The sequence below is a fragment of the Nocardiopsis rhodophaea genome (genome assembly GCF_039530945.1).
GTDB lineage: Bacteria > Actinomycetota > Actinomycetes > Streptosporangiales > Streptosporangiaceae > Nocardiopsis_C > Nocardiopsis_C rhodophaea.
Genome location: NZ_BAAAPC010000001.1, coordinates 272,187 through 291,191, shown reverse-complemented (window position 1 = coordinate 291,191; position 19,005 = coordinate 272,187). Strand labels below are relative to the sequence as shown.

Genomic DNA, 19,005 nt, shown 5'->3' with positions numbered 1-19,005 from the left:
CTCAGCCGCCCGCGCCGAACTCCCCGACGCTGACCTCGCCGAGGCCGTCGATCCCCAGGGCGCGGGCGGCGACCTCGACGTCCCCGGTGACCGGCGTGGAGGCGGCCAGCCCCAGCGACGCCGCCGCCTGGCGGAGCCGCTCCTGCAGGGCTCCCGTCACCAGCAGGACGGTGGAGTACCCGGATCCGTCAAGGGTCCGTGCCAACTCGGAGATCTGGGCGGTGATCGTGATCAGCATCGAGGCACGCCCTGGAGCCCCCGCCGCGACCCGCGCGCCGTCCAGGAGCTCCTGGACGTCGGATTCCGCCGCGCGGAGGGGGACCAGCGCGTGGTCCTCGGGGTCGTACCGGTAGACGCCGCGCGGCACCTCCGGGCTGTGGGCGACCGTGACGTAGAGTCGCATCCCCGCGAGCGGGCCGGGTGCGCCGGGAACCGCGGGCGGGGCGGGGCCGCCCAGCGCCCGCGACAGCAGCTCGCCCAGCTCGCTGACCGAGACCGGACGGCGGCTCGGCGCGTGTGCCGACCGGTCCCGCGCGGTGAGGGGGCCGCGCGGGAGGGGGACGGTCGGTCCGGTGCGCCGCGTGGGCGCCTCCCGAGTGCCGCTCCGCCGCGTGCCCAGCGCCGCGCCGTTGCGGCCGAAGCGGCTGCGCGTGTGGAACAGCAGGTCGTGGTGGGTCCAGGCGGCCAGCCGCGGGTCGAGGTCCTCCCGGGCGCAGGGGCGGCCCGACCGCGGATCACGCTCGGCGCTCACGACCATCCCGGCCCCCGCCAGGTAGGCGGCGACCTCAGCGACCAGCTCCGCGGGCAGGTCCGCCAGGGCGGCGGCGATGTCGGCCACGGTGGTCGCGGAGCCCAGCTCGCCGAGCACCCGCAGGGCCGGGGCACGGTGCAGCACGACCAGGTGGAGCGAGAGCGGGGACTCCACCACCAGTCTTCCCTCGGCGCTCCGGATGGTGGCGAAGCGGGACAGCCGCACCGGCCGGTCCCCCTTCGCCGGGGGAGGGGCGGAGGAGAACACGGCCTGGCGCGCCAACGGTTCCGCCGACAGCACCGGCCCGGCCTCCGAATCGACGCCAAGGGAGTGCACGACGCACCCGCCCAGGGTGTCCAGCAGGCGCCGCAGCTCGGCACGTTCCGCACCGTCCTCCCGGCCCACCACGTTGTCGGCGTCGACTGGCCCCAGGGTCATGCGGTGCAACAGCTCCCGTACCGCCGCCCCGGGGCGCTCCAGCCGGATGTCCCCCCACCGCGTGACCGCGACCAGGGATCCCCCCACGCCCTCCTCGATCAGCGTGTCCTCCAGCAGCGAGTGCAGTCGCCGCACCGGGGAGGGGTAGGACGGGTGGTCCGGGAGGGGAGCGTCGGCCTGGGGGCACATCATCATCGCCACGCGTTCTCATTGCACGGGATCACAGGAAGAGCGGATAGGGGTTGAGGTCCTCGTACCGAGTGGGAAACGGTACCCGCCCCAGGGCGAGGGGAACATCGAACAGCCGCCCCGGAGCGAACCGCGCCCAAAACCCGCGCAGACCGGGGACCACGACCTTCACCACCGGAAGGCCGACATCGGGGCGGGTCTGGTCGAGCACCAGCATCTCCAGGCCGCGTTCGGCCAGGAGGTCGCGCAGAGCGGCGACGTCGTCGGCCAGGTCCGGCCGGTCCGCGCGGCGGTAGTCGGCCGGGCCCAGCAAGCGGCGGGCGGGGTCGGGGCGCAGGTAGGGGTGGCCGTCGGCGCGGGCCTCGTTCCACCAGCGGGCGGCGTCGGGGTCGTCCCACCGGTGCGTGCCGTCGAGGACCGCCGGCATGAGCTGGTTCATCTCGGTCACGGCGCGCCGCAGGGCCACGCGCGGATCGAAGTGCGCCCCGAAGCCGAACATGATGTCTTCGCGCGGCCCGCCGGTGCGCCGCGACACCGCGGCCATCGCCGGCACCCCGAGATCGGAGGTGGTGTCCAGCACCCAGAACTCGCGTCCGATGTCGGCGTAGACGTCGCGCATCCGGTCGAGCCACGGGTCGCCGAACGCCGCCAGGTCGACCCCCGGCTGGCGGGTGCGGTTGTACCACCAGATCGCCGCCGCGTCCCGCTCGACCAGCTCCAGCGCGCCCTGGACGACCGCGTCCTCGACGCTGGTCCCGGCGGCATTGCCGTTGGAGTCCGCGCGCACCGTGACCCGGTCGGTCCCCTCGGGCGCGTTGAAGTACAGCATCGCGGTCGGCAGCAGCCGGTGCCGCTCCTCGGTCAGCGACCACACCGGTGTCCAGTCCATCTCGGCGTCGTCGTCGAACGGATCGCAGACCTGCTGAAACGCGGCGTGCTCGGCGTTCCACCGGTCCCGGTCGGCGAACTGCCGCCGATCGAACAGCTGGCAGGCGTCCGGGTGCACCGCCGCGTCGGAGAGGTCGGTGTAGCTGCCGCGGACACGCTCCTCGTCGCCGTGGAAGAAGCCGCTGTGCCGCTCCAGTGCTTCGCACAGGGCGCTCACCCGGGCGTGCAGCGGGGTGGTGCCCTTGCCCCCGTTCTCGGCGCGCAGCATCGCCCGCAGCCCGACCAGGTCGGTGCGCCCGGCGGCGATGTTGGGCCCGCTGCGGAACGAGTTGAACTCCGCCGGTCCCCGCGGATCCTGCCGGATCTCCTTCACGATTCCGGTGACGGGACTGACCAGGTGGCCGAAGTCGTCGAGGACCTCGTGGGGCGTGCGTGCGCGGTGGCCGCCCTCGGTATCGGCGGCCTTGGCCCGGGCCGCGATCACGACCGGGCGCCGCGCCTGCTCCCGCATCAGCGACGGGTCGCCGCACGACGGGCACTGGGGGCGGGCGTGCAGCTCGTGGCGCCGGGCGTCGAGGGTGAGGCTGTCCAGGGTCCACACCGCCCTCTGCTCGACGCCGCGGTAGCCGGCCAGCCACTTGGCCGCCTCCAGTCCGACCGTGCTCATCGCGGTGGCCGTGAGCGCGGGGACCGTGACCACGGGGCGGGAGGCGGGGCCGGACCGGCCCAGCGCGGTCTGCGCGTGCAGCTCGCCCTGCCGCTGGCCCCACAGCCGGTGGGCGAGGCAGTGCCAGCAGGCACCCTGGGCCCGCGGGTCGAACACCGGCCCCACCCACACCTGGCTGCCCAGCGGCTTGGCGAGCAGCCAGGGCCGCCGCGCCGCGCGGTGGGCGGCGTCGATCTCGGCCAGCCCCGAGGCCAGGTAGTCGGGGCACAGCACGACCGACAGGGACGCGCCCGGAGCCAGGTCGGGGTAGGTGCCGGGAGTGTGGACACTCTGGGCGGCCACCGTCAGGCCCGCCTGCCGCAGCGCGGCCAGTGCCGCGTCGGACGCGATGTCGCCCACGCTGAGCAGGTGCAGCGCCGGTGACGCGTCGCCGGTGGGGACCGTGTCGGGGTCGAGCCCCGCGGCCTCCCAGTAGGCGCTCGCCGGTGTGGGGGCCGCGGCGCCGCTGGGGGAGCGGACGGTGAGCAGGCCCGCCGCCGCCAGGCGGGAGACCATGGCGGCGATCTGCTCGGGAGCCAGTTCGGCGGGCGCCGCGCGGACGACGCCCTCCAGGTCCCGCGTGCCGTCCAGGAGCGGGGCGAGGGTCTCCATGTAGGGCCCCTGGAGCGCGGTGACTCCGCGCTCGGAGAACACGTAGACGGCGTCGTCCTCGACGACGTCGACACGGAGCCCCGACTTGAATCCGATGAGTCCGCGGTCCGTGCTGGTGATGGTCGAGTCCACTAGGCCACCGCCCCTGCGCCCGCGGGGACGCTGCGCGCCGGGAGCGGCCGCGACGCCCGGACCCCTCCGGGCGTCGCGGCCGCTGTGGGCGCCGAATGGAGGCACAAGCACGTGGTGGTGGGGGCGACGGTCGCGTTCTCCGGGCTGGTCCAGCTGTCGAATTCGTCGATCACCAGATCGATGTCGAAGGCGGGCCGGCCAATGGCGGCCTCCGGTTCAGCGTAGGGCGGCCGCACTGCGCCCTCAGGCAAGGCGATCATGGAAATCTCCTTTTCCCGACTGCTCGGCGTCGAAGTTGGCGCCATTCTTCTCCACCGGGCGTGATCGTTTGCAGTGCAGGCATCACGCATCCCTATATGCGTTCGTCATGTATCGGCCCATTAATTCCCACTGCGCGCTCATGAGCTGCCCACTTCATCCCCGAGATGCAATTTGGGAGAGTTAGTCGACCGCTAATAGGCCCGGTGGGCCGACCCCAGACGACCCGGATCGGAATTGCAAAATCGTCCCATGACCAGATCCTGGAGTAGCCATGTTCTTTCGCATGCTCGGGCCATTGGAGGTGGCGCTCGATGGACACCGACGCCCCATCGCGCTGGGCAGGACACAACGGCGCATCGTGCTCGCGAAGCTGCTCGCCGAGGTGAACCGCACGGTCCCGGTCGGTGTGCTGGTCGAGGCGGTGTGGGGCGGCTGCCCGCCGCGCTCGGCCGAACAGCAGATCCAGACAGCGGTGTGGCGGCTGCGCCGCTCCCTGGCCGAAGCCGGGGCCGACAGCGACCACATCGAAACGACCGCGTCCGGCTACGCGCTGCGCGCCGCGGAGGAGCAGGTGGACGCGTGCGTCTTCCGGCGGCTGACCCGCGGCGCGCGGGCGCAGGCAGCCGCGGGTGACCCGCGGGCGGCGATCGCCCGGTACCGCGAGGCGCTCGGCCTGTTCCGCGGTCCGGCACTGGGCGACGTCTCCGCCCCCTTCGCCGAGTCCGTAGCCGCCCAATGGGAAGAGCGGCGGGTCGGCGCCTTGGAGGAGTGCGTCGAGCTGGAGCTGGAGTGCGGTCGGGGCCACGATCTGATCGACGAGCTCACCACCCTGGTGCGGCGCTACCCTCTGCGCGAGCGGCTGCGCGGCCACCTGATGTCGGCGCTGTACGAGGCCGACCGCCGCGCCGAAGCGCTGGCCGTCTACCAGCAGGGGCGCGAGGCCGTCGTGGCCGAGCTGGGGCTGGAGCCCAGCCCGCACCTGAGCGAGACGCATAGCCGGATCCTCCGGGGCGAGCCGGTGCGCGGAGGTCCCGGGCGCGCCGCCGACGGCGCGGGGGGCGGGGCAGCCCCGGCACCCTTGGCACCCCCGACACCGCCGGCCTGGCTACCGTCGGACATCCCCGACTTCGTGGGCCGCGCCGACCAGGTCGACCGGGTCTCCCGGGTCCTCGTCGGAGACGGGGGCGCCGCGGACCGGCCGCGGATCGAGTCGCTGACGGGTCCGCCCGGCGCCGGGGTGTCGGCCCTGGCGGTGCACGCCGCCCACCTCGTGCGCGACGGCTTCCCCGACGGGCAGCTCTACGCCGACTTCGCCGCCCCCGAGACGGAGAGCGCCGATGAGGTGCTGCACTGCTTCCTGCGCGGGCTCGGGGTCGCCGAGTCGGCCATCCCCTCGGCGCCCCGGCAGCGGGTCGGGCTGTACCGCACCCTGCTGTGCGATCGCAGGGTGCTGGTGGTGCTGGACAACGTGCTGACCGCGGGGCAGGTGCGGCCGCTGCTGCCGGGCGGACCGCGTTCGGCGGTGCTGATCGCCGCGCGGGCGCCGCTGACCGAGATCCCCGGCTGCCGCCCGGTGGAGGTGGACGCCCTGTCCACCGACGAGGCCGTGGAGCTGCTGACGAGCATGGTCGGATTGGAACGCGTCCTGCAGTCCCCCGCCGCGGTCCACGGCATCGTGCGGGCCGCCGGGCACCTGCCGATGACGGTCCGGGCGGCGGGGGCGCACCTCGCCGGGCGCACGGACGCGGACCTGTCGGCGTACCTGCGTCGGCTGTCGGATCCGGGGCAGCGCCTCGACGCCCTCACCCGCGGCACGCTGGATCCGCGGGACGGACTGCGCCGCAGACTCGCGGGACTGCCGGGAGCGGCCGTCGACCTCTGGTACGTGCTCGGCCTGCGAGGGGAGGAGCATGTCGGCCTGGACACCGCCGCCCACGCCGGCGGCGTCCCCGCGGACGTCGCCGAACGGCTGCTGAACCCGCTGATGGACCGGCGTCTGCTGGATCCCGCACCGGCGGCGCCGGGTGAACCGCCCCGCTACCGGATGCGCGAGCTGTTCGGCCTCTACGCGCGCGAGCAGGCACTGCTCACCCTGTCCGAGGCGGTGCGCCGCAGGGCGCTGCTGAGCTCCGCGGACGTCGGGGTCGAGCGCCCCGCGCGCGCGGTGTCGGCGGTGGGATAAGCGACGCGGGCCGGCCCCGCCCGGGCCGGCCCGCCCTCCTTGCGTTGATCTCGGCGATATCGACCGAATTCCAGCCGAGATTCGGTCGATATTGCCGGGATCAACGGAGGGGGAGACGGGACGCTCGGAGTGGTCCCTGGCCGGGCCGCGTCGGTCGACTCCCATCGACGATCTAAGCCGCGGGGGTCTCCGTGGGTTCGAGATCCGTGCGCGCCCGGACCGGCAGCCGCACCGCGAGCCGGTAGCGGCCCTCGCTGGTGGGTTCGGCGGTGAGTCCGCCGCCCAGCGCCCGCACCCGCTCCGACAGATTGTGCAGCCCGCTTCCGCTGCGCGGTTCCGGTGGCCGCAGAGCGTCGTCGAGTCCGTCGTTGAGGATCTCGACGTTCACCTCGCCGTCCGCCTCGAAGATGGTGATCTCGCAGTTCTCGGCCCTGCTGTGCCGCAGCACGTTGGTGACCCCCTCGCGCAGCACGGTCGCCACCACGGTGGCGATCCGTACCGGGAGGTCGCCGTAGTCGGCGCGCATCCCCAGCTCCACCTCGGCGGCGGCGAGCACCGAGCGGACCGACCGGCACTCCTGCTCCAAGGAGAGCTCCCGGTAGCCGTGCGCCACGGTGCGGACGTCAGCCAGGGCCTGCCTGCTGGTACGCAGCGTTTCCGCCAGTTCCTCGCGCGCCCGCTGCGGCTGGCGCAGGACCAGCTTGTGCGCGAGCTCGGTGCGCAGGGTGATCGAGGAGAGGCTGTAGCCGAGCAGGTCGTGCAGGTCGCGGGCGAAGCGCAGGCGCTCGTGGGTGACCGCGATCTCGGCGAGCTCCCGCTGCGCTTCGTGCAGCTGGCGCACCAGCCCCTGCAGGCGTGAGAGGCCGTACACGATCAATCCGGTGACCAGCGTCGACACCGTGGTGTAGGCGACGTCGACGTACCCGCCGCCGAACTGGGCCTGGGCGACGGCCATGCTGGCGACGATCAGCGCGAACGCGGCCCAGGCGGCCTTCGGGGAGAGCACCAGCAGCACGCTTCCGGCGAGGAACCCGGGCATCCCGACCCACGCCTGGCCGAAGACGAACAGCGGCAGGTAGACCAGGCACGCCTGGAGCCCCAGCACCAGATACACGCGGCGCGGGCGGCCCGGGGTCCGCGGCTGGTTGGGGTAGTACCAGAGCTGGAGCAGGAGCAGGGTGCCCATGGCCACGACGGACAGCGTGATCGTGAGCGGGCCGACCGGGAGCATGAACACGTGCAGCAGGGCGATCAGGCAGAACCCGCCGAAGACCGTGACGATGATGGACCGGGCGATGCGCGGGGCCATGCCGACTGTCGCGTGCAGGCCGGCGTTCTCGTGTTCGGCAGCCGCAACTCCCACTACCTGCGCTCCTGTGGTCGCGATTCCACCCCCCGCCGGCTCCATCGAGATCGCAGACCCTTCCCGGAGCACGGCGCCCTCCGACAAATTACCCCAAATTGCCCGCTAGGAGAAGGTGGAGCCGCCGCCGAAAAACGATCTTGAAATCGGCGCGCGCCCACGTCTGGTGATCACGGGCATTGGTGCCATGCCATTTTCATGGAGCGGAAGTGATTTCGTCAGCCGATTTCGGTGTCGCGCGCACTACCGGGAGTCCGGAAGCTCTGTGACGATTCTGCTGTGCACCTGGCAATTCGGTGGATGTTTCGCACGGCCGTCCCGGCCCGCCGCACCCCACTTCGACGAGGAGTGATCCCCTCATGCGCGATCAGGCACACCGCACGCTCACCCTCACCGCCCCGGAACCTCCGGGGGTCGACCCCGGCGAGTTCCGCCGCGTCCTGGGCCGGTTCGCCACGGGGGTGGTCGCCGTGACGGCGATCGACCCCGCGGGGCGGCCGACCGGGATGGCCGTCAACTCCTTCACCTCCGTCTCCCTCGACCCGCCGCTGGTTGCGCTCTGCGTCGCCCACACCAGCACCAGCTGGCCGTCGATCCGGGCCTCCGGCCGGTGCTGCCTGAACATCCTCGGCGGCGGGCAGCGCCCCGTCTCGGCCCAGTTCGCCACCCGCGGCGCCGAGAAGTTCGCCGGCCTGTCCTGGTTCCCGGCACCGTCGGGGGCGCCGCTGCTGGCCGACGCCCTGGCCTGGCTGGACTGCGCCATCGACGATGAGCACACGGCCGGCGACCACGACATCGTCGTCGCCCGCGTCGAGGCGGCCGGGCTCGGCGCCGACCACGACCCCCTCGTCTTCTTCGGCAGCCGGTACGGCACCTTCGACGCCCACTGACGTGCCGGACCTCGCGGCCGGTGGGCGGAGCTCGGCCTCCGCCCACCGGCCGCGATCCATGGACGCAACGCGGCCTCGGACGGCGTCACTTCACCCCGCTGATGACGCCGTGCGGGGTCCAGGTCTCTCCGGGGCGGCGCTCGACCCGGGAGAACCCCGCCTCGGTGAGCCACTGCTCGTACTGGCCCCAGTCGTACAGCGTGCTCTGCGCGGCCGGGAGGGTGGCGAAGTAGACGTTGTCCAGCGCCGCGTACAGCGGGCCGTCTTTGGTGGCGTCCGACATCGCGTTGAACACCAGCACCCGGCCGCCGTCCGCCAGCGCGCGGTGGGCCTTGCGCAGCAGGCGCAGGTTCTGTTCGGCCGACCAGATCACCAGCTGGTTAGCGAAGAGTACGCAGTCGTAGCCCTCGGGGTAGTCGTCATCGAAGATGTCGCCCTCGGCGACGGTGATGCGGTCGGAGAGCCCGGCCTCGGCGATCTTGCGCTCGGCGATGGCCCCCGCGCCGGGCAGGTCGAGCACGGTGAACTCCACATTCGGGTTGGCCCGAGCCAGGGCGATGGCGTTCACCCCGTCGCCGCCGCCCACGTCGAGCACCCGGCGCACCCCGGTCAGGTCGGCCTTGTCCACCAGGATCGGGTTGGACAGCCGGGACCAGGAGCGCATGCACCGGTAGAACAGGCGCTCCAGATCGGGCCGGGCGGCCAGGCGGTGGTAGAGGTCCTCGCCCTCCCCCGCGAACCGGCGCAGCCCCACGTTGGTGTCGGCCCGCAGCGACGCGGTGAAGTCGGCCTGGGCCTCGTAGACGATGTGCGCCTCGAAGGCCACCATGTCGGTGATGATCTCCCAGGTGCCGTCCGCGAACAGGGAGTCGATCAGCTCCGCGTTGCGGTAGCGGCCGCCGTCCAGCGAGGTGAGCCGCAGCGCGGTGGTCGCCAGCAGCAGGATCCGCGTCGGGCGCGGGCGCAGGTCGAGGCGGGACGCGATCTCCTCCTCGGTCAGCCCGGGCTCCCCGTTGAGCAGCGCGAACAGGCCGAGCTCGCACCCGGCGTTCAGGGCCTGGAACGCGGCGGCCCCGAACACCGTGCCGACCAGGTCCTGCCGGGTCAGCGGGGAGGCGGTCTCTGCGGTGGCCGTGGTCCTGGTCTCGGTGATCGTCACGGCAGTCTCCTCCGATCGGCGGACGCCGGACCCGACGGGTCCGGCGCGCGGGTGGTATCGGCCGCCGGTGCGTCCGACGGCCTGGGCCCCGGGACCGACAAAACACGCCACGGGGCATCGGTGACATTTCCGGACGATTCCACGCGGCGCTCTCTATCTGCTCTTTCGCGGCACATCACCATGGAGAAATCCCGGGCGGTTCATGATTTTTTCATATTGTCCGCCCGTGTTTCCGCGCCCTAGGCTCGCAAGGGAAATCGAAAACCCCTGGAGCGATCGAGATGGGTGGAATGAGCGCTCGAATCTCTGTGATCTACTATTCGTCGACCGGAAACGTTCACGCCACGGCCGAAGCCATTGCCGAGGGGGCCGCGGAGGCCGGCGCCGAGGTCCGGCTGCGGCGCGTGGCCGAACACGCGCCGGCCAAGGCCATCGAGAACAACCCCGAATGGCGGGACCATCTCGCGGCCACGTCGCACATTGAGACGGCGACGCTTGACGACCTCACCTGGGCGGACGGATTCGCGTTCGGGACACCGACCCGGTTCGGCAACGTCAGCTCGCAGCTCAAGCAGTTCATCGACAGCGCGGGCGGGGTGTGGGAGGCCGGAGAGCTGGCCAACAAGCCCGTCACCGGATTCACCAGCAGCTATGAGCTGCACGGCGGCCAGGAGTCGACCCTGCTGTCGCTGTACAACGTGATGCACCACTGGGGCGCGCTCATCGTTCCCACGGGCTACGTCGACTACGACCTCATCCACGAGGCCGGGGGTAACCCCTACGGCCTGGCCAACCCCTCCAGCCAGGGGGCGCCCTCCAAAGCGCTGCTGAAGGCCGCCCGCTTCCAGGGTGGTCGGCTGGCCAGGATCGCCGAATTGGTCGCACCGCTGCGGGAGGAGTGACCCCGCTCCCCCTCCGCTGTCCCGCGTTTTCTCCTTCCGGTCCCCGTCCCCCTTCTTCCCCCGATTCCCTTTCCGCGCAGCGCGGGGCGGGTGGTCCCGAGCCGGGCCACCCGCCCCGCGCTGTGTCCCACTCCTCCTCCATTCCTCAGACCGCGGGCGCCTCCTCGGACTCCGCGTCCGGGCCCGTGTCCTCCGCCCGCGCACCGCGGTCGGAGCGCCGCGCGGCGGCGGAGACGAGCACGACGACGATGCCCAGGGCCGCCGCGCCGGCTCCGAGCCACGTGGGGGACGTGTAGCCCAGTCCCGCGCCGATCGTCAGCCCACCGAGCGCGGCCCCCAGCGCCATCCCCAGGTTCGTGGCGGAGCCGCCGACCGCCGCGGAGAGCGGGGACTGGCCTCCGGCCAGGCTGATCAGCTCAGCCAGCACCCCCGGCACGGCGGCGAAGCCCGAGGCGCCGACGGCGACCAGGGCCACCGCGGCCGGGACAGGGTAGGGCGCGAGGAGGGCGAGGGCCGCCAGGGAGACGGTGAGCAGACCTAACGCGGCCAGCAGGGTGCGGTCGCGGTCGCGGTCGGCGCCGCGCCCGCCCGCGAGATTGCCCGCGACCATGCCCAGCCCGAACAGGACCAGCATCGGGGTGATCATCTCGCGCGGTAGCCCGGTGACCCGCGTCAGCAGCGGCGCGATGTAGCTGAAGGACGCGAACACCGCGCCCATGGCGAGCATGCCGGTGGCGATCGCGATCCACACCCGCCCCCGCGCGAACATCGCCAGCTCGCCCCGCACGCTCGTGGGGGCGGGGGTGGGCTGCCGGGGCACGGCCGCGGCGATCCCGGCGAGGGCAAGGACGGCGGCGGTGGCGATGAGCCAGAACGTGGTGCGCCACCCCAGGTACTGCCCCACGAGGGTGCCCAGCGGGGAGCCGATGACGTTGGCGACGGTGATGCCGGTGAACACCACGGCGATCGCTTGGGCGCGCTGGCGCGCGGGTACCAGGTTGGCCGCGACCACCGACCCGACCCCCAGGAACGCGGCCTGCCCGAGGGCGGCGAGCACCCGCCCGCCCATGAGGACCCCGTACACGGGGGCCAGGGCGCAGACCGCGTTTCCGACGGCGAACAGGGCGACGGCCCCGGTGAGCAGCGCCTTGCGGGGCAGCCGGGATCCGGCCAGAGCCACGGCCGGTCCGCCGACCACGATGGCCAGCGCGTAGCCGGAGATGAGCACACCGGCAGTGGGGATCGAGACATCAAGGCCGGCGGCGACGTCGGGCAGGAGACCGGTGATCACGAACTCCGCGGTACCCATGACGAACGCGGCCAGGGCGAGGACGAGCAGTCGTAGGGGCATCGTCGTTCCTCCAGATCTTCGGGTATCGGGGGCGCTGGGAGGGGCGCTGGTCCGCGGCTATGCGACGGTGATCACGGCGAGAGGCTCGATCGTCGTCCGTTGCGTCCTGACAAACGCCGTGATCACCGGGGTCGGGTGAGGGCGGGGGCGGGGCGCCGGTCCCGTCCCGGGGAGGGGACGGACTCGGCCAGCGTCGAGGGGCGGGGCGCCGTGCGCGGTCTCGGTGGAGCGGGCAGGGCGGCGACGGCCGGTGCGGATGGGGGCGTTCTTTCGCCCACAGGGTGGGGCCGGGCGGCCCCGAGGGGCGTGAATCAGGAGACGTCGAACAGCAGCGAGGGGTCGGGGCCGACCCGGTAGCCGTCGCCGATGTCGGTGAGCAGGTCCATTTCGGCCGCGTCGAGTTCGAAGCCGAAGACGTCGAGGTTGCCGCGGATCCGCTCGGGCGTGACCGACTTGGGCAGCGGGACGACCCCGAGCTGGAGGTGCCAGCGCAGCACGACCTGGGCGGGGGTGCGGCCGTGCGCCTCGGCGACGGCGGCGACCGCGCGGTGGGACAGGAAGCCCTGGCCGCGGCCGAGCGGACTCCAGGCCTGGGTGACGATGCCGTGGTCGGCGTGGAAGGCGCGGATCCGCCCCTGGTGCAGCCCGGGGTGCAGTTCGACCTGGTTGACGGCGGGCGCGACGCCGGTCTCCGCGATGAGCCGCTCGATGTGCTCGGGCTCGAAGTTGGAGACCCCGATCGAGCGCACGCGGCCCTCGTCGCGCAGGCGGCACAGCGCCCGCCAGGTCTGCGGGTAGAGGCCGAGCCGCGGCCGGGGCCAGTGGATCAGGTACTGGTCGACGTAGTCCAGCCCCAGCGCCGCCGCGCTGGCGTCGAACGCGCGCAGGGTGGCGTCATAGCCCTGGTCGTCGTTCCACACCTTGGTGACGACGACGACGTCCTCGCGCGCCACGCCGCTCTCGGCGATCCCCCGGCCGACCCCCTTCTCGTTGCCGTAGACGGAGGCGGTGTCGACCATCCGGTACCCCGCCTGGAGTGCCGTGCGTACGGCCGCGGCCGCCTCGTCCGGGCCGACCTGGAACACCCCCAGCCCAAGTCGGGGCGTCTCGACTCCGTCGTTCAGCGCCACCGTTGTGGACGCGTCCATGTCCGTTGACTCCTCTCTGTTCTCCGCGTCCGCTGCCTGCGCCCTCGGACCGGTCACGAGTACCAGCCCGGCGCGGGCACCTCGTCGAACAGCCGGTAGCGGCCGAGTTCGCGCCGCTGGTAGGCAACGGGGTCGTGCAGGGTGTGCGTGCGCACGTTGCGCCAGAAGCGGTCGAACCCGTACTTGGTGGCGGTGGACCGGGCGCGGGTGACCTCGAAGATGCGCGAGGTGATCTCCAGGGCGACCTCATCGGCGCGGACCTTCACCGCCGCCGCGCGGACCTTGTGCTCGCCGCGGCGGCGCTCGGTGAGCGCGTCGGGGTCGCGGTGGATCTCGACGTTCTCCAGGGCGACCTCGTCCATCAGCGCCTCGGCCGCCCACAGCTTGGCGGTCAGGTCGCCGATGGTGTCGATAACGGAGGGCTCGTCCACGGTGCGCTCATAGCCGCCCCACGCCTTGCCGTGGGTGTGGGTGTAGTCGATGGCGGCGTCCAGCGCGCCGCGGGCCATGCCGAGCCAGAAGCTGCCCATGAGCAGCTGCCCGGTGGGGATCTGCATGGTGCCGTAGGGGCGGGGGGTGAACGCCTTGTCGACGAAACCCAGGGCGTCGCTCCACGGGGCACGCACGTTCTTGAAGGCGATGCCGCCGCTCTCGGTGAGCCGCTGGCCCATGTTGTCCCAGCCGCCCAGCGGGATGACGCCGGGGTCGGTGGAGGGGACCATGGCGAACACGTGGGTGTCGGTCCCCTCCAGGACGCCCTCCAGACAGGTCACGTCGGAGACGCGCGAGCCGGTGGCGAAGTTCTTCCGGCCGTTGAACAGCAGGGTGTCGCCCTCGTCGCGGACCACGACATCGGCGTCACGCGCGTTGACCGCGCCGGCCAGGAACCACTCGTTGCGGGCGCAGTCGGCCTCGAACCGGGCGCTCTGCTCGGGCGTGCCGATGAACCGGGGCACGTAGTTCCAGGTGTAGTGGTAGCCCAGCAGGTGGCCGATGGAGCCGTCGGCGGCCGACACCTCGCGGACCACCTTGAGCGCCGTGGGCCACTCCTGGCCGCCTCCGCCGTGCTCCACCGGGCCCATCATGGTGACCAGGCCGGATTCCTTGAGCAGGGCGATCTCTGCGTAGGGGGTCGCGTTCGCCCGGTCGCGCTCGGCGGCGTCGGAGGCGAGGACCGCCCGCACCTCCGAGGCCCGCTGCAGCCACCCCTGCGGGGTCGTGGGCCGGGTCGTCCAGCGGGCGGCGGGCCGTGTCGTCGGCCCGGCCTGGTCGTGCGCGATGGTGGTCATGGTCGCTCCTCACGAAATGAGTGGGACGGGGCGTCTCGCTCGTCATTGCGCACTGGGGACGCTAATCAGCGTGACTCTCCCGGTGCTCTTCATTCGCTCTTCTCGGTCGGCTGCCGAATTGATCAAGGAAATTCCGCTTGTGGAATTTGCGTGATTGGTGCGCATAATGGCGCCATGTCGTTTCCCTTCGCAGTGCGCATCACGTCCGACGGGTCCTCTCCGTGGCCGGTAGAGGCCGGCCGCTACCGCCTGGTGGTGAACCGGGCCTGCCCGTTCGCGAGCAGGTCACTGGTCGTGCGGCGGCTGACAGGGCTGGAGGACGCGCTCCCGGTCGCGGTCACCGACCCCCTGCATGACGAGCGCGGCTGGCGCTTCACCCTCGACCCGGACGGCCGCGACCCCGTTCTGGGCATCCGGTACCTGGCCGAGGCCTACCGCGCGGCCGTCCCCGGCTACGACGGAGGTGTCAGCGTTCCGGCCGTGGTCGACGTGCCCAGCGGCCGCGTGGTGACCAACGACCACGACACGCTCACCCCCGACCTGGCGTCGCAATGGCGGGGACTGCACCGGCCGGGCGCCCCGGACCTGTACCCGGCTGAATTGCGCGCCGATATCGACGCGCTGAACGCGGAATTGGCGGCCGACGTCCATTTCGGGGTTTACGCCTGCGGATTCGCGCGGACCCAGGAGGAGTATTCCGCGGCCTTTCACCGGCTGTTCGACCGCTTGGACACGCTGGAGGAGCGGCTGCGCGGCCAGCGCTTCCTCTTCGGTGACGCGATCACCGAAAGCGACATCCGGCTGTTCACCACGCTGGTCCGGTTCGACGCCGTCTACCACGGCCTGTTCAAGTGCAACCGGAACACGCTCACCGAGATGCCGGTGCTGTGGGCCTACGCCCGCGACCTGTTCCAGACGCCCGGCTTCGGTGAGACGGTGCACTTCGCCGATATCAAGCTCCACTACCACGCGGTGCTCACCGAGCTGAACCCGAGCGGGATCGTGCCCGAGGGGCCCGACCTCTCCGGGTGGCACACCCCGCACGGGCGCGACGCCCTCGGCGGGCGGCCTTTCGGCGACGGCACCCCGCCGCCCGCGGCGACATGAGCGGCGGGGCGCCCCTCCCGGGCGCCCCGCGTTGCCCGCGCCGCGGCCGTCTTAGCCCCGCCGTGCCCCGCGCAGCAGGTCGGCGATGGCGAAAACCAGCTCGACCGCCTGCGCCCCGTTCAGCCGCGGGTCGCACGCCGTCTCGTAGCGTTCGGCGAGGTGGTCGTCGCCCAACTCCCGGATTCCGCCCAGGCACTCCGTCACGTCCTCGCCGGTCATCTCCAGGTGCACCCCACCGGGGTGGGTGCCCTCGGCCCGGTGCACCGCGAAGAACCCCTCGACCTCGGCGGCGATGTCGGCGAACCGGCGGGTCTTATACCCGCTGCCCGAGCGGATGGTGTTGCCGTGCATGGGGTCGCACACCCACACCACGGGGTGGCCGGCGTCGCGCACCGCCCGCACGAGCGGAGGCAGGGCCTCGCGCACCCGCTGCGCCCCCATCCTCGGGACCAGGACCAGGCGCCCCGGGGTCCGTTCGGGGTCCAGCCGCGCGCAGAGCTCCGCCACCTCCTCCGCGGTGGCCCCCGGCCCCAGCTTGACCCCCACCGGGTTGGCGATCCCGGACACGAACTCGATGTGCGCCCCGTCCAGGGCGCGGGTCCGTTCGCCCACCCACACCATGTGGGCGCTGGTGTCGAACCACCGATCGGTCGCGGGGTCGAGGTGGGTCAGCGCCTCCTCGTAGTCCAGCAGCAGCGCCTCGTGCGAGGTGTACAGCGGACCCTCCTCCAGGACCCAGGCGAACTCGCCGGGGTCGGCGCCGCCCGCCTCGCATCCGCCCAGCGTCCGCAGGGCCGCGCGGGTGTGCCCGTAGGCGTGCAGCATCCGCTCCGGATCCGGGCGGCGGGCCTCGGGCACGGGGTCGGGGCCGTTGACGATGTCGCCGCGGTAGACCGGTAGCTCGACGCCGTCCACGACCTCCGTGTCGGCGCTGCGCGGCTTGCCGAACTGCCCGGCGATGCGGCCGATCTTGACCACCGGCAGCCCGGTGCCCAATGCGAGCATCATCGCCGACTGGAGGAGGGTCCGCAGCTTGCCCGCCACGGCGTCCTCGCCGCAGGACGCGAACCGCTCGGCGCAGTCCCCGGCCTGGAACACGACCGCCTGTCCGGCCGCCGCCCGCGCCAGGTCGCGGCGGAGGGACACTACCGCCTCGGGGGCGACCGGCGGGGGCAGCATCGACACGCTGCGCGCGATATCGCAGGCCCGCGCGGGGTCGGGCCAGACGGGCTGCTGGCGTGCGGGCCGCTCTCTCCAGGAGGACCGGTGCCAGCGGGGCGGGGTCTCGGGGAGGCGCGCGCCCGGGCCGGCCACGGGTGCGGGCGCGTCAGCGGGGATCATCGACATGACGACAACAGCTCCTTCACCATGGGGTGCGGGTCGCGGCCCGCGTCGATCTCGGCGACCAGCGAGCTCCCGACGATCGCGGCGTCGGCGTGCCCGCGCAGGCGGCGCAGGTGCTCCGGGCGGGAGATCCCGAACCCGGCGGCGACGGGGAGGCGGGTACGGGCGCGGACCCGCGCCAGGGTCTGCTCGACGCCCTCGGGGAGGTCGCCGCGGCTGCCGGTGATCCCGGCGACCGTCACCGTGTAGACGAACCCGGTCGCCGCGGCGCAGGCCGCCGCGATGCGCTCGTCGGTGCTGGTCGGCGCCGTCAGCCGGACCGAGGCCACGCCCCGCTCGGCCAGGGCGCCGTCCACCCCGGCCGCCTCCTCCAGCGGCAGGTCCGGGATGATCACGGCGGCCACCCCGGCCTCGGCGGCGTCCCGGACGAAGCGCCGCACCCCGTAGGCGAGGACGGGGTTGACATAGGTCATGAGGACGATGGGGGCGGCGCGCTCGGCGGCCAAGTCGGCCGCGACCTCCAGGCAGCCCTCGGTGGTGGTCCCGGCGTCCAGGGCGCGCTGGCCGGCCCGCTGGATGACGGGCCCGTCGGCCAGCGGATCGCTGTGGGGCAGGCCCAGCTCCAGCGCCGCGATCCCGGAGTGCAGCAGCCGTCGGCCGATGTCGCGCGTGGCCGCCAGGCCCGGGTGTCCGGCCATCAGGTAGGGGATGAGGGACACCCCGCCGTCGCCGCGGCGCAGCCGGTTCGCGAGATCGGCTCCGGGGAGCTGCCCCGGCGGTCGGGCGCCGGACGCGGCCGCGGTGCCGTGGGGCCGCTCCCGTCCGTGCGACTGGGCGTCCCGGATCGAGGGACGTGTGTCCTCGTTGTCCGGGGACGGGCCTGCGAGTGCCGTGTCGCCGCCCTGCCCCGCCCCGGGGGCGTGGTCGCCCGCGCCCCCTCGCGCGCCGACGCCGACCGGGGTGGCCGCCGACCGCCGCCGCGCGGGTTCCCGCTGCCCCCGCGCGGGGTTCTCCGCTGGTTCCGTCGCTGTCATCGCGCACCTCCCGCCAGAGCCGCCACCGGTTCCTGGTCCATCGCGCCGCCCTCCTCCTCGGCCTGCCGCTCGTTCTCGACGGTGTGCAGGTCCTTGTCGCCGCGCCCGGAGAAGCAGACCAGGACCCGTCCGCCCGGCCCCAGGCGTTCAGCCAGGTCACCGGCGTAGGCCAGCGCGTGCGAGGTCTCCAGGGCGGGAATGATGCCTTCCAGCGCCGTGCACCGCCGGAACGCGTCCAGCGCCCGGTGGTCCTCGACGGCGACGTAGGTGGCGCGGCCCTCCTCGGCGAGCATGGCGTGCTCGGGTCCCACGCCGGGGTAGTCCAGCCCGGCCGCCACCGAGTGCGTCGGCAGCACGCGGCCGCCGGAGTCCTGCAGGATCAGGCTGCGGCTGCCGTGCAGGACACCCGGCGTCCCGGCTCCGGCGCCCGCGGCGTGGCGGCCGGTGGCCAGGCCTTCCCCGGCCGCCTCCACACCGACCAGGGCGACCTCGGCGTCCGGGACGAAGGCGGTGAACATGCCGATCGCGTTGGAGCCGCCGCCCACGCAGGCGACCACCGCGTCGGGCAGCCGCCCCTCGGCGTCAAGGTACTGCTCGCGCGCCTCATCGCCGATGACGCGCTGCAGGTCGCGCACCATCCGCGGGTAGGGGGCGGGTCCGACGGCCGAGCCGATGATGTAGTGGGTGTCGGCGACGTTGGTCACCCAGTCGCGGATGGCCTCCGACGTCGCGTCCTTCAGGGTGGCCGTACCCGATGCGACGCCGTGGACGTGTGCCCCCAGCATCCGCATGCGGCGGACGTTGACCTCCTGGCGGCGCATGTCCTCGGCGCCCATGTACACCACGCAGGGCAGGCCGAACCGGGCGCAGACGGTGGCCGTGGCGACGCCGTGCTGCCCGGCCCCGGTCTCGGCGATGATCCGGCGCTTGCCCATGCGCCGGGCCAGCACCACCTGGCCGAGCGCGTTGTTGAGCTTGTGCGCGCCGGTGTGGCACAGGTCCTCGCGCTTGAGGTGGATGGTGGCGCCGCCGTGGTGGGCGGTGAGCCGCTCGGCCGGGTAGACCGGCGTCGGGCGCCCCACGAACTCCCGCTGGTGGCGGCGGAGCTCAGTACGGAAGCCGGCGTCCTCCCGGACCGCATCCCACACTTCGTTCAGCTCGGTGAGCGCCGCCATCAGCGTCTCGGGGACGTAGCGGCCCCCGAAGCCGCCGAACATGCCGTCGTCGATGTCGATCGCCATCTCGGAGTCAGCTCCTCT

General features: G+C 73.1%; 15 protein-coding genes. 4 read left to right on the top strand and 11 right to left on the bottom strand.

Going from position 1 to position 19,005, the window contains the following annotated elements:
• Window position 1 precedes the first annotated feature (1 nt).
• Genes ABD259_RS01290 through ABD259_RS01280 form a run of 3 tightly spaced genes read right to left on the bottom strand, consistent with a single transcriptional unit; the run spans window position 2 to window position 3,976 of the window.
• Window positions 2-1,384 carry a SagB family peptide dehydrogenase gene (locus ABD259_RS01290; protein ID WP_344107618.1) on the bottom strand — a complete coding sequence of 461 codons (1,383 nt, stop codon included), beginning with the start codon at window positions 1,382-1,384 and terminating at the stop codon, window positions 2-4.
• Window positions 1,385-1,409: 25 nt separating this feature from the next.
• A complete protein-coding gene (locus ABD259_RS01285) occupies window positions 1,410-3,716 on the bottom strand; it encodes a TOMM precursor leader peptide-binding protein (RefSeq protein WP_344107616.1) in 2,307 nt (768 codons plus the stop codon).
• Complete coding sequence (locus ABD259_RS01280; protein ID WP_344159584.1) at window positions 3,716-3,976, bottom strand: hypothetical protein; 261 nt, start codon at window positions 3,974-3,976, stop codon at window positions 3,716-3,718. Before ABD259_RS01280 ends, ABD259_RS01285 begins: the two co-directional genes overlap by 1 nt.
• 272 nt (window positions 3,977-4,248) lie before the next feature.
• On the opposite strand from ABD259_RS01280, the gene ABD259_RS01275 reads away from it, so the two are divergent.
• A complete protein-coding gene (locus ABD259_RS01275) occupies window positions 4,249-6,159 on the top strand; it encodes an AfsR/SARP family transcriptional regulator (protein WP_344107476.1) in 1,911 nt (636 codons plus the stop codon).
• 172 nt (window positions 6,160-6,331) lie between these two features.
• Here ABD259_RS01275 and ABD259_RS01270 read toward each other — a convergent pair whose 3' ends face one another.
• On the bottom strand, window positions 6,332-7,522 hold the full coding sequence (locus ABD259_RS01270) for a sensor histidine kinase (RefSeq protein WP_344107474.1): 1,191 nt from the start codon (window positions 7,520-7,522) through the stop codon (window positions 6,332-6,334).
• A gap of 359 nt (window positions 7,523-7,881) precedes the next feature.
• On the opposite strand from ABD259_RS01270, the gene ABD259_RS01265 reads away from it, so the two are divergent.
• Window positions 7,882-8,412 (top strand): flavin reductase family protein, encoded by a 531-nt coding sequence (locus tag ABD259_RS01265; protein ID WP_344159581.1) that lies wholly within the window; start codon window positions 7,882-7,884, stop codon window positions 8,410-8,412.
• Window positions 8,413-8,497: 85 nt separating this feature from the next.
• Here ABD259_RS01265 and ABD259_RS01260 read toward each other — a convergent pair whose 3' ends face one another.
• Entirely contained in the window at window positions 8,498-9,571 is a 1,074-nt protein-coding gene (locus ABD259_RS01260; protein ID WP_344108693.1) for a methyltransferase, read from the bottom strand.
• A gap of 290 nt (window positions 9,572-9,861) precedes the next feature.
• Between ABD259_RS01260 and wrbA the strand changes: the two genes are divergently transcribed.
• Complete coding sequence (wrbA, locus tag ABD259_RS01255; protein ID WP_344108690.1) at window positions 9,862-10,473, top strand: NAD(P)H:quinone oxidoreductase; 612 nt, start codon at window positions 9,862-9,864, stop codon at window positions 10,471-10,473.
• A gap of 145 nt (window positions 10,474-10,618) precedes the next feature.
• Here wrbA and ABD259_RS01250 read toward each other — a convergent pair whose 3' ends face one another.
• From ABD259_RS01250 to ABD259_RS01240, 3 genes are all read right to left on the bottom strand, one after another.
• Window positions 10,619-11,824, bottom strand: coding sequence for an MFS transporter (locus ABD259_RS01250; RefSeq protein ID WP_344108688.1), 1,206 nt, complete (start codon window positions 11,822-11,824; stop codon window positions 10,619-10,621).
• A 311-nt stretch (window positions 11,825-12,135) separates the two neighbouring features.
• Complete coding sequence (locus ABD259_RS01245; protein WP_344108686.1) at window positions 12,136-12,972, bottom strand: aldo/keto reductase; 837 nt, start codon at window positions 12,970-12,972, stop codon at window positions 12,136-12,138.
• 53 nt (window positions 12,973-13,025) lie between these two features.
• Window positions 13,026-14,261: an acyl-CoA dehydrogenase family protein gene (locus ABD259_RS01240; RefSeq protein WP_344108684.1), complete on the bottom strand. Its 1,236-nt coding sequence runs from the start codon at window positions 14,259-14,261 to the stop codon at window positions 13,026-13,028.
• 174 nt (window positions 14,262-14,435) lie between these two features.
• On the opposite strand from ABD259_RS01240, the gene ABD259_RS01235 reads away from it, so the two are divergent.
• Window positions 14,436-15,368, top strand: a complete 933-nt coding sequence (locus ABD259_RS01235; RefSeq protein WP_344108682.1) for a glutathione S-transferase family protein — start codon at window positions 14,436-14,438, stop codon at window positions 15,366-15,368.
• Window positions 15,369-15,419: 51 nt separating this feature from the next.
• On the opposite strand, the gene ABD259_RS01230 is transcribed toward ABD259_RS01235, so the two are convergent.
• From ABD259_RS01230 to trpB, 3 genes are read right to left on the bottom strand one after another with little or no spacing between them, the layout of a single operon-like run.
• Window positions 15,420-16,715, bottom strand: a complete 1,296-nt coding sequence (locus tag ABD259_RS01230; protein ID WP_344159578.1) for a 3-deoxy-7-phosphoheptulonate synthase — start codon at window positions 16,713-16,715, stop codon at window positions 15,420-15,422.
• A complete protein-coding gene (gene trpA, locus ABD259_RS01225; RefSeq protein ID WP_344159575.1) occupies window positions 16,706-17,746 on the bottom strand; it encodes a tryptophan synthase subunit alpha in 1,041 nt (346 codons plus the stop codon). The genes ABD259_RS01230 and trpA overlap by 10 nt, the downstream gene beginning before the upstream one ends.
• Complete coding sequence (gene trpB / locus ABD259_RS01220) at window positions 17,743-18,987, bottom strand: tryptophan synthase subunit beta (RefSeq protein ID WP_344159573.1); 1,245 nt, start codon at window positions 18,985-18,987, stop codon at window positions 17,743-17,745. The genes trpA and trpB overlap by 4 nt, the downstream gene beginning before the upstream one ends.
• Window positions 18,988-19,005: the final 18 nt, after the last annotated feature.

What these genes read in the sequence shown, in the direction of transcription:
- ABD259_RS01275 (WP_344107476.1), top strand. Translation starts at nt 4,249, where the DNA reads ATGTTCTTTCGCATGCTCGGGCCATTGGAGGTGGCGCTCGATGGACAC.
- ABD259_RS01290 (WP_344107618.1), bottom strand. Translation starts at nt 1,384, where the DNA reads ATGATGATGTGCCCCCAGGCCGACGCTCCCCTCCCGGACCACCCGTCC.
- ABD259_RS01230 (WP_344159578.1), bottom strand. Translation starts at nt 16,715, where the DNA reads ATGTCGATGATCCCCGCTGACGCGCCCGCACCCGTGGCCGGCCCGGGC.
- trpB (WP_344159573.1), bottom strand. Translation starts at nt 18,987, where the DNA reads ATGGCGATCGACATCGACGACGGCATGTTCGGCGGCTTCGGGGGCCGC.
- ABD259_RS01240 (WP_344108684.1), bottom strand. Translation starts at nt 14,261, where the DNA reads ATGACCACCATCGCGCACGACCAGGCCGGGCCGACGACACGGCCCGCC.
- wrbA (WP_344108690.1), top strand. Translation starts at nt 9,862, where the DNA reads ATGAGCGCTCGAATCTCTGTGATCTACTATTCGTCGACCGGAAACGTT.
- ABD259_RS01250 (WP_344108688.1), bottom strand. Translation starts at nt 11,824, where the DNA reads ATGCCCCTACGACTGCTCGTCCTCGCCCTGGCCGCGTTCGTCATGGGT.
- ABD259_RS01235 (WP_344108682.1), top strand. Translation starts at nt 14,436, where the DNA reads ATGTCGTTTCCCTTCGCAGTGCGCATCACGTCCGACGGGTCCTCTCCG.
- ABD259_RS01265 (WP_344159581.1), top strand. Translation starts at nt 7,882, where the DNA reads ATGCGCGATCAGGCACACCGCACGCTCACCCTCACCGCCCCGGAACCT.
- ABD259_RS01280 (WP_344159584.1), bottom strand. Translation starts at nt 3,976, where the DNA reads ATGATCGCCTTGCCTGAGGGCGCAGTGCGGCCGCCCTACGCTGAACCG.
- trpA (WP_344159575.1), bottom strand. Translation starts at nt 17,746, where the DNA reads ATGACAGCGACGGAACCAGCGGAGAACCCCGCGCGGGGGCAGCGGGAA.
- ABD259_RS01245 (WP_344108686.1), bottom strand. Translation starts at nt 12,972, where the DNA reads ATGGACGCGTCCACAACGGTGGCGCTGAACGACGGAGTCGAGACGCCC.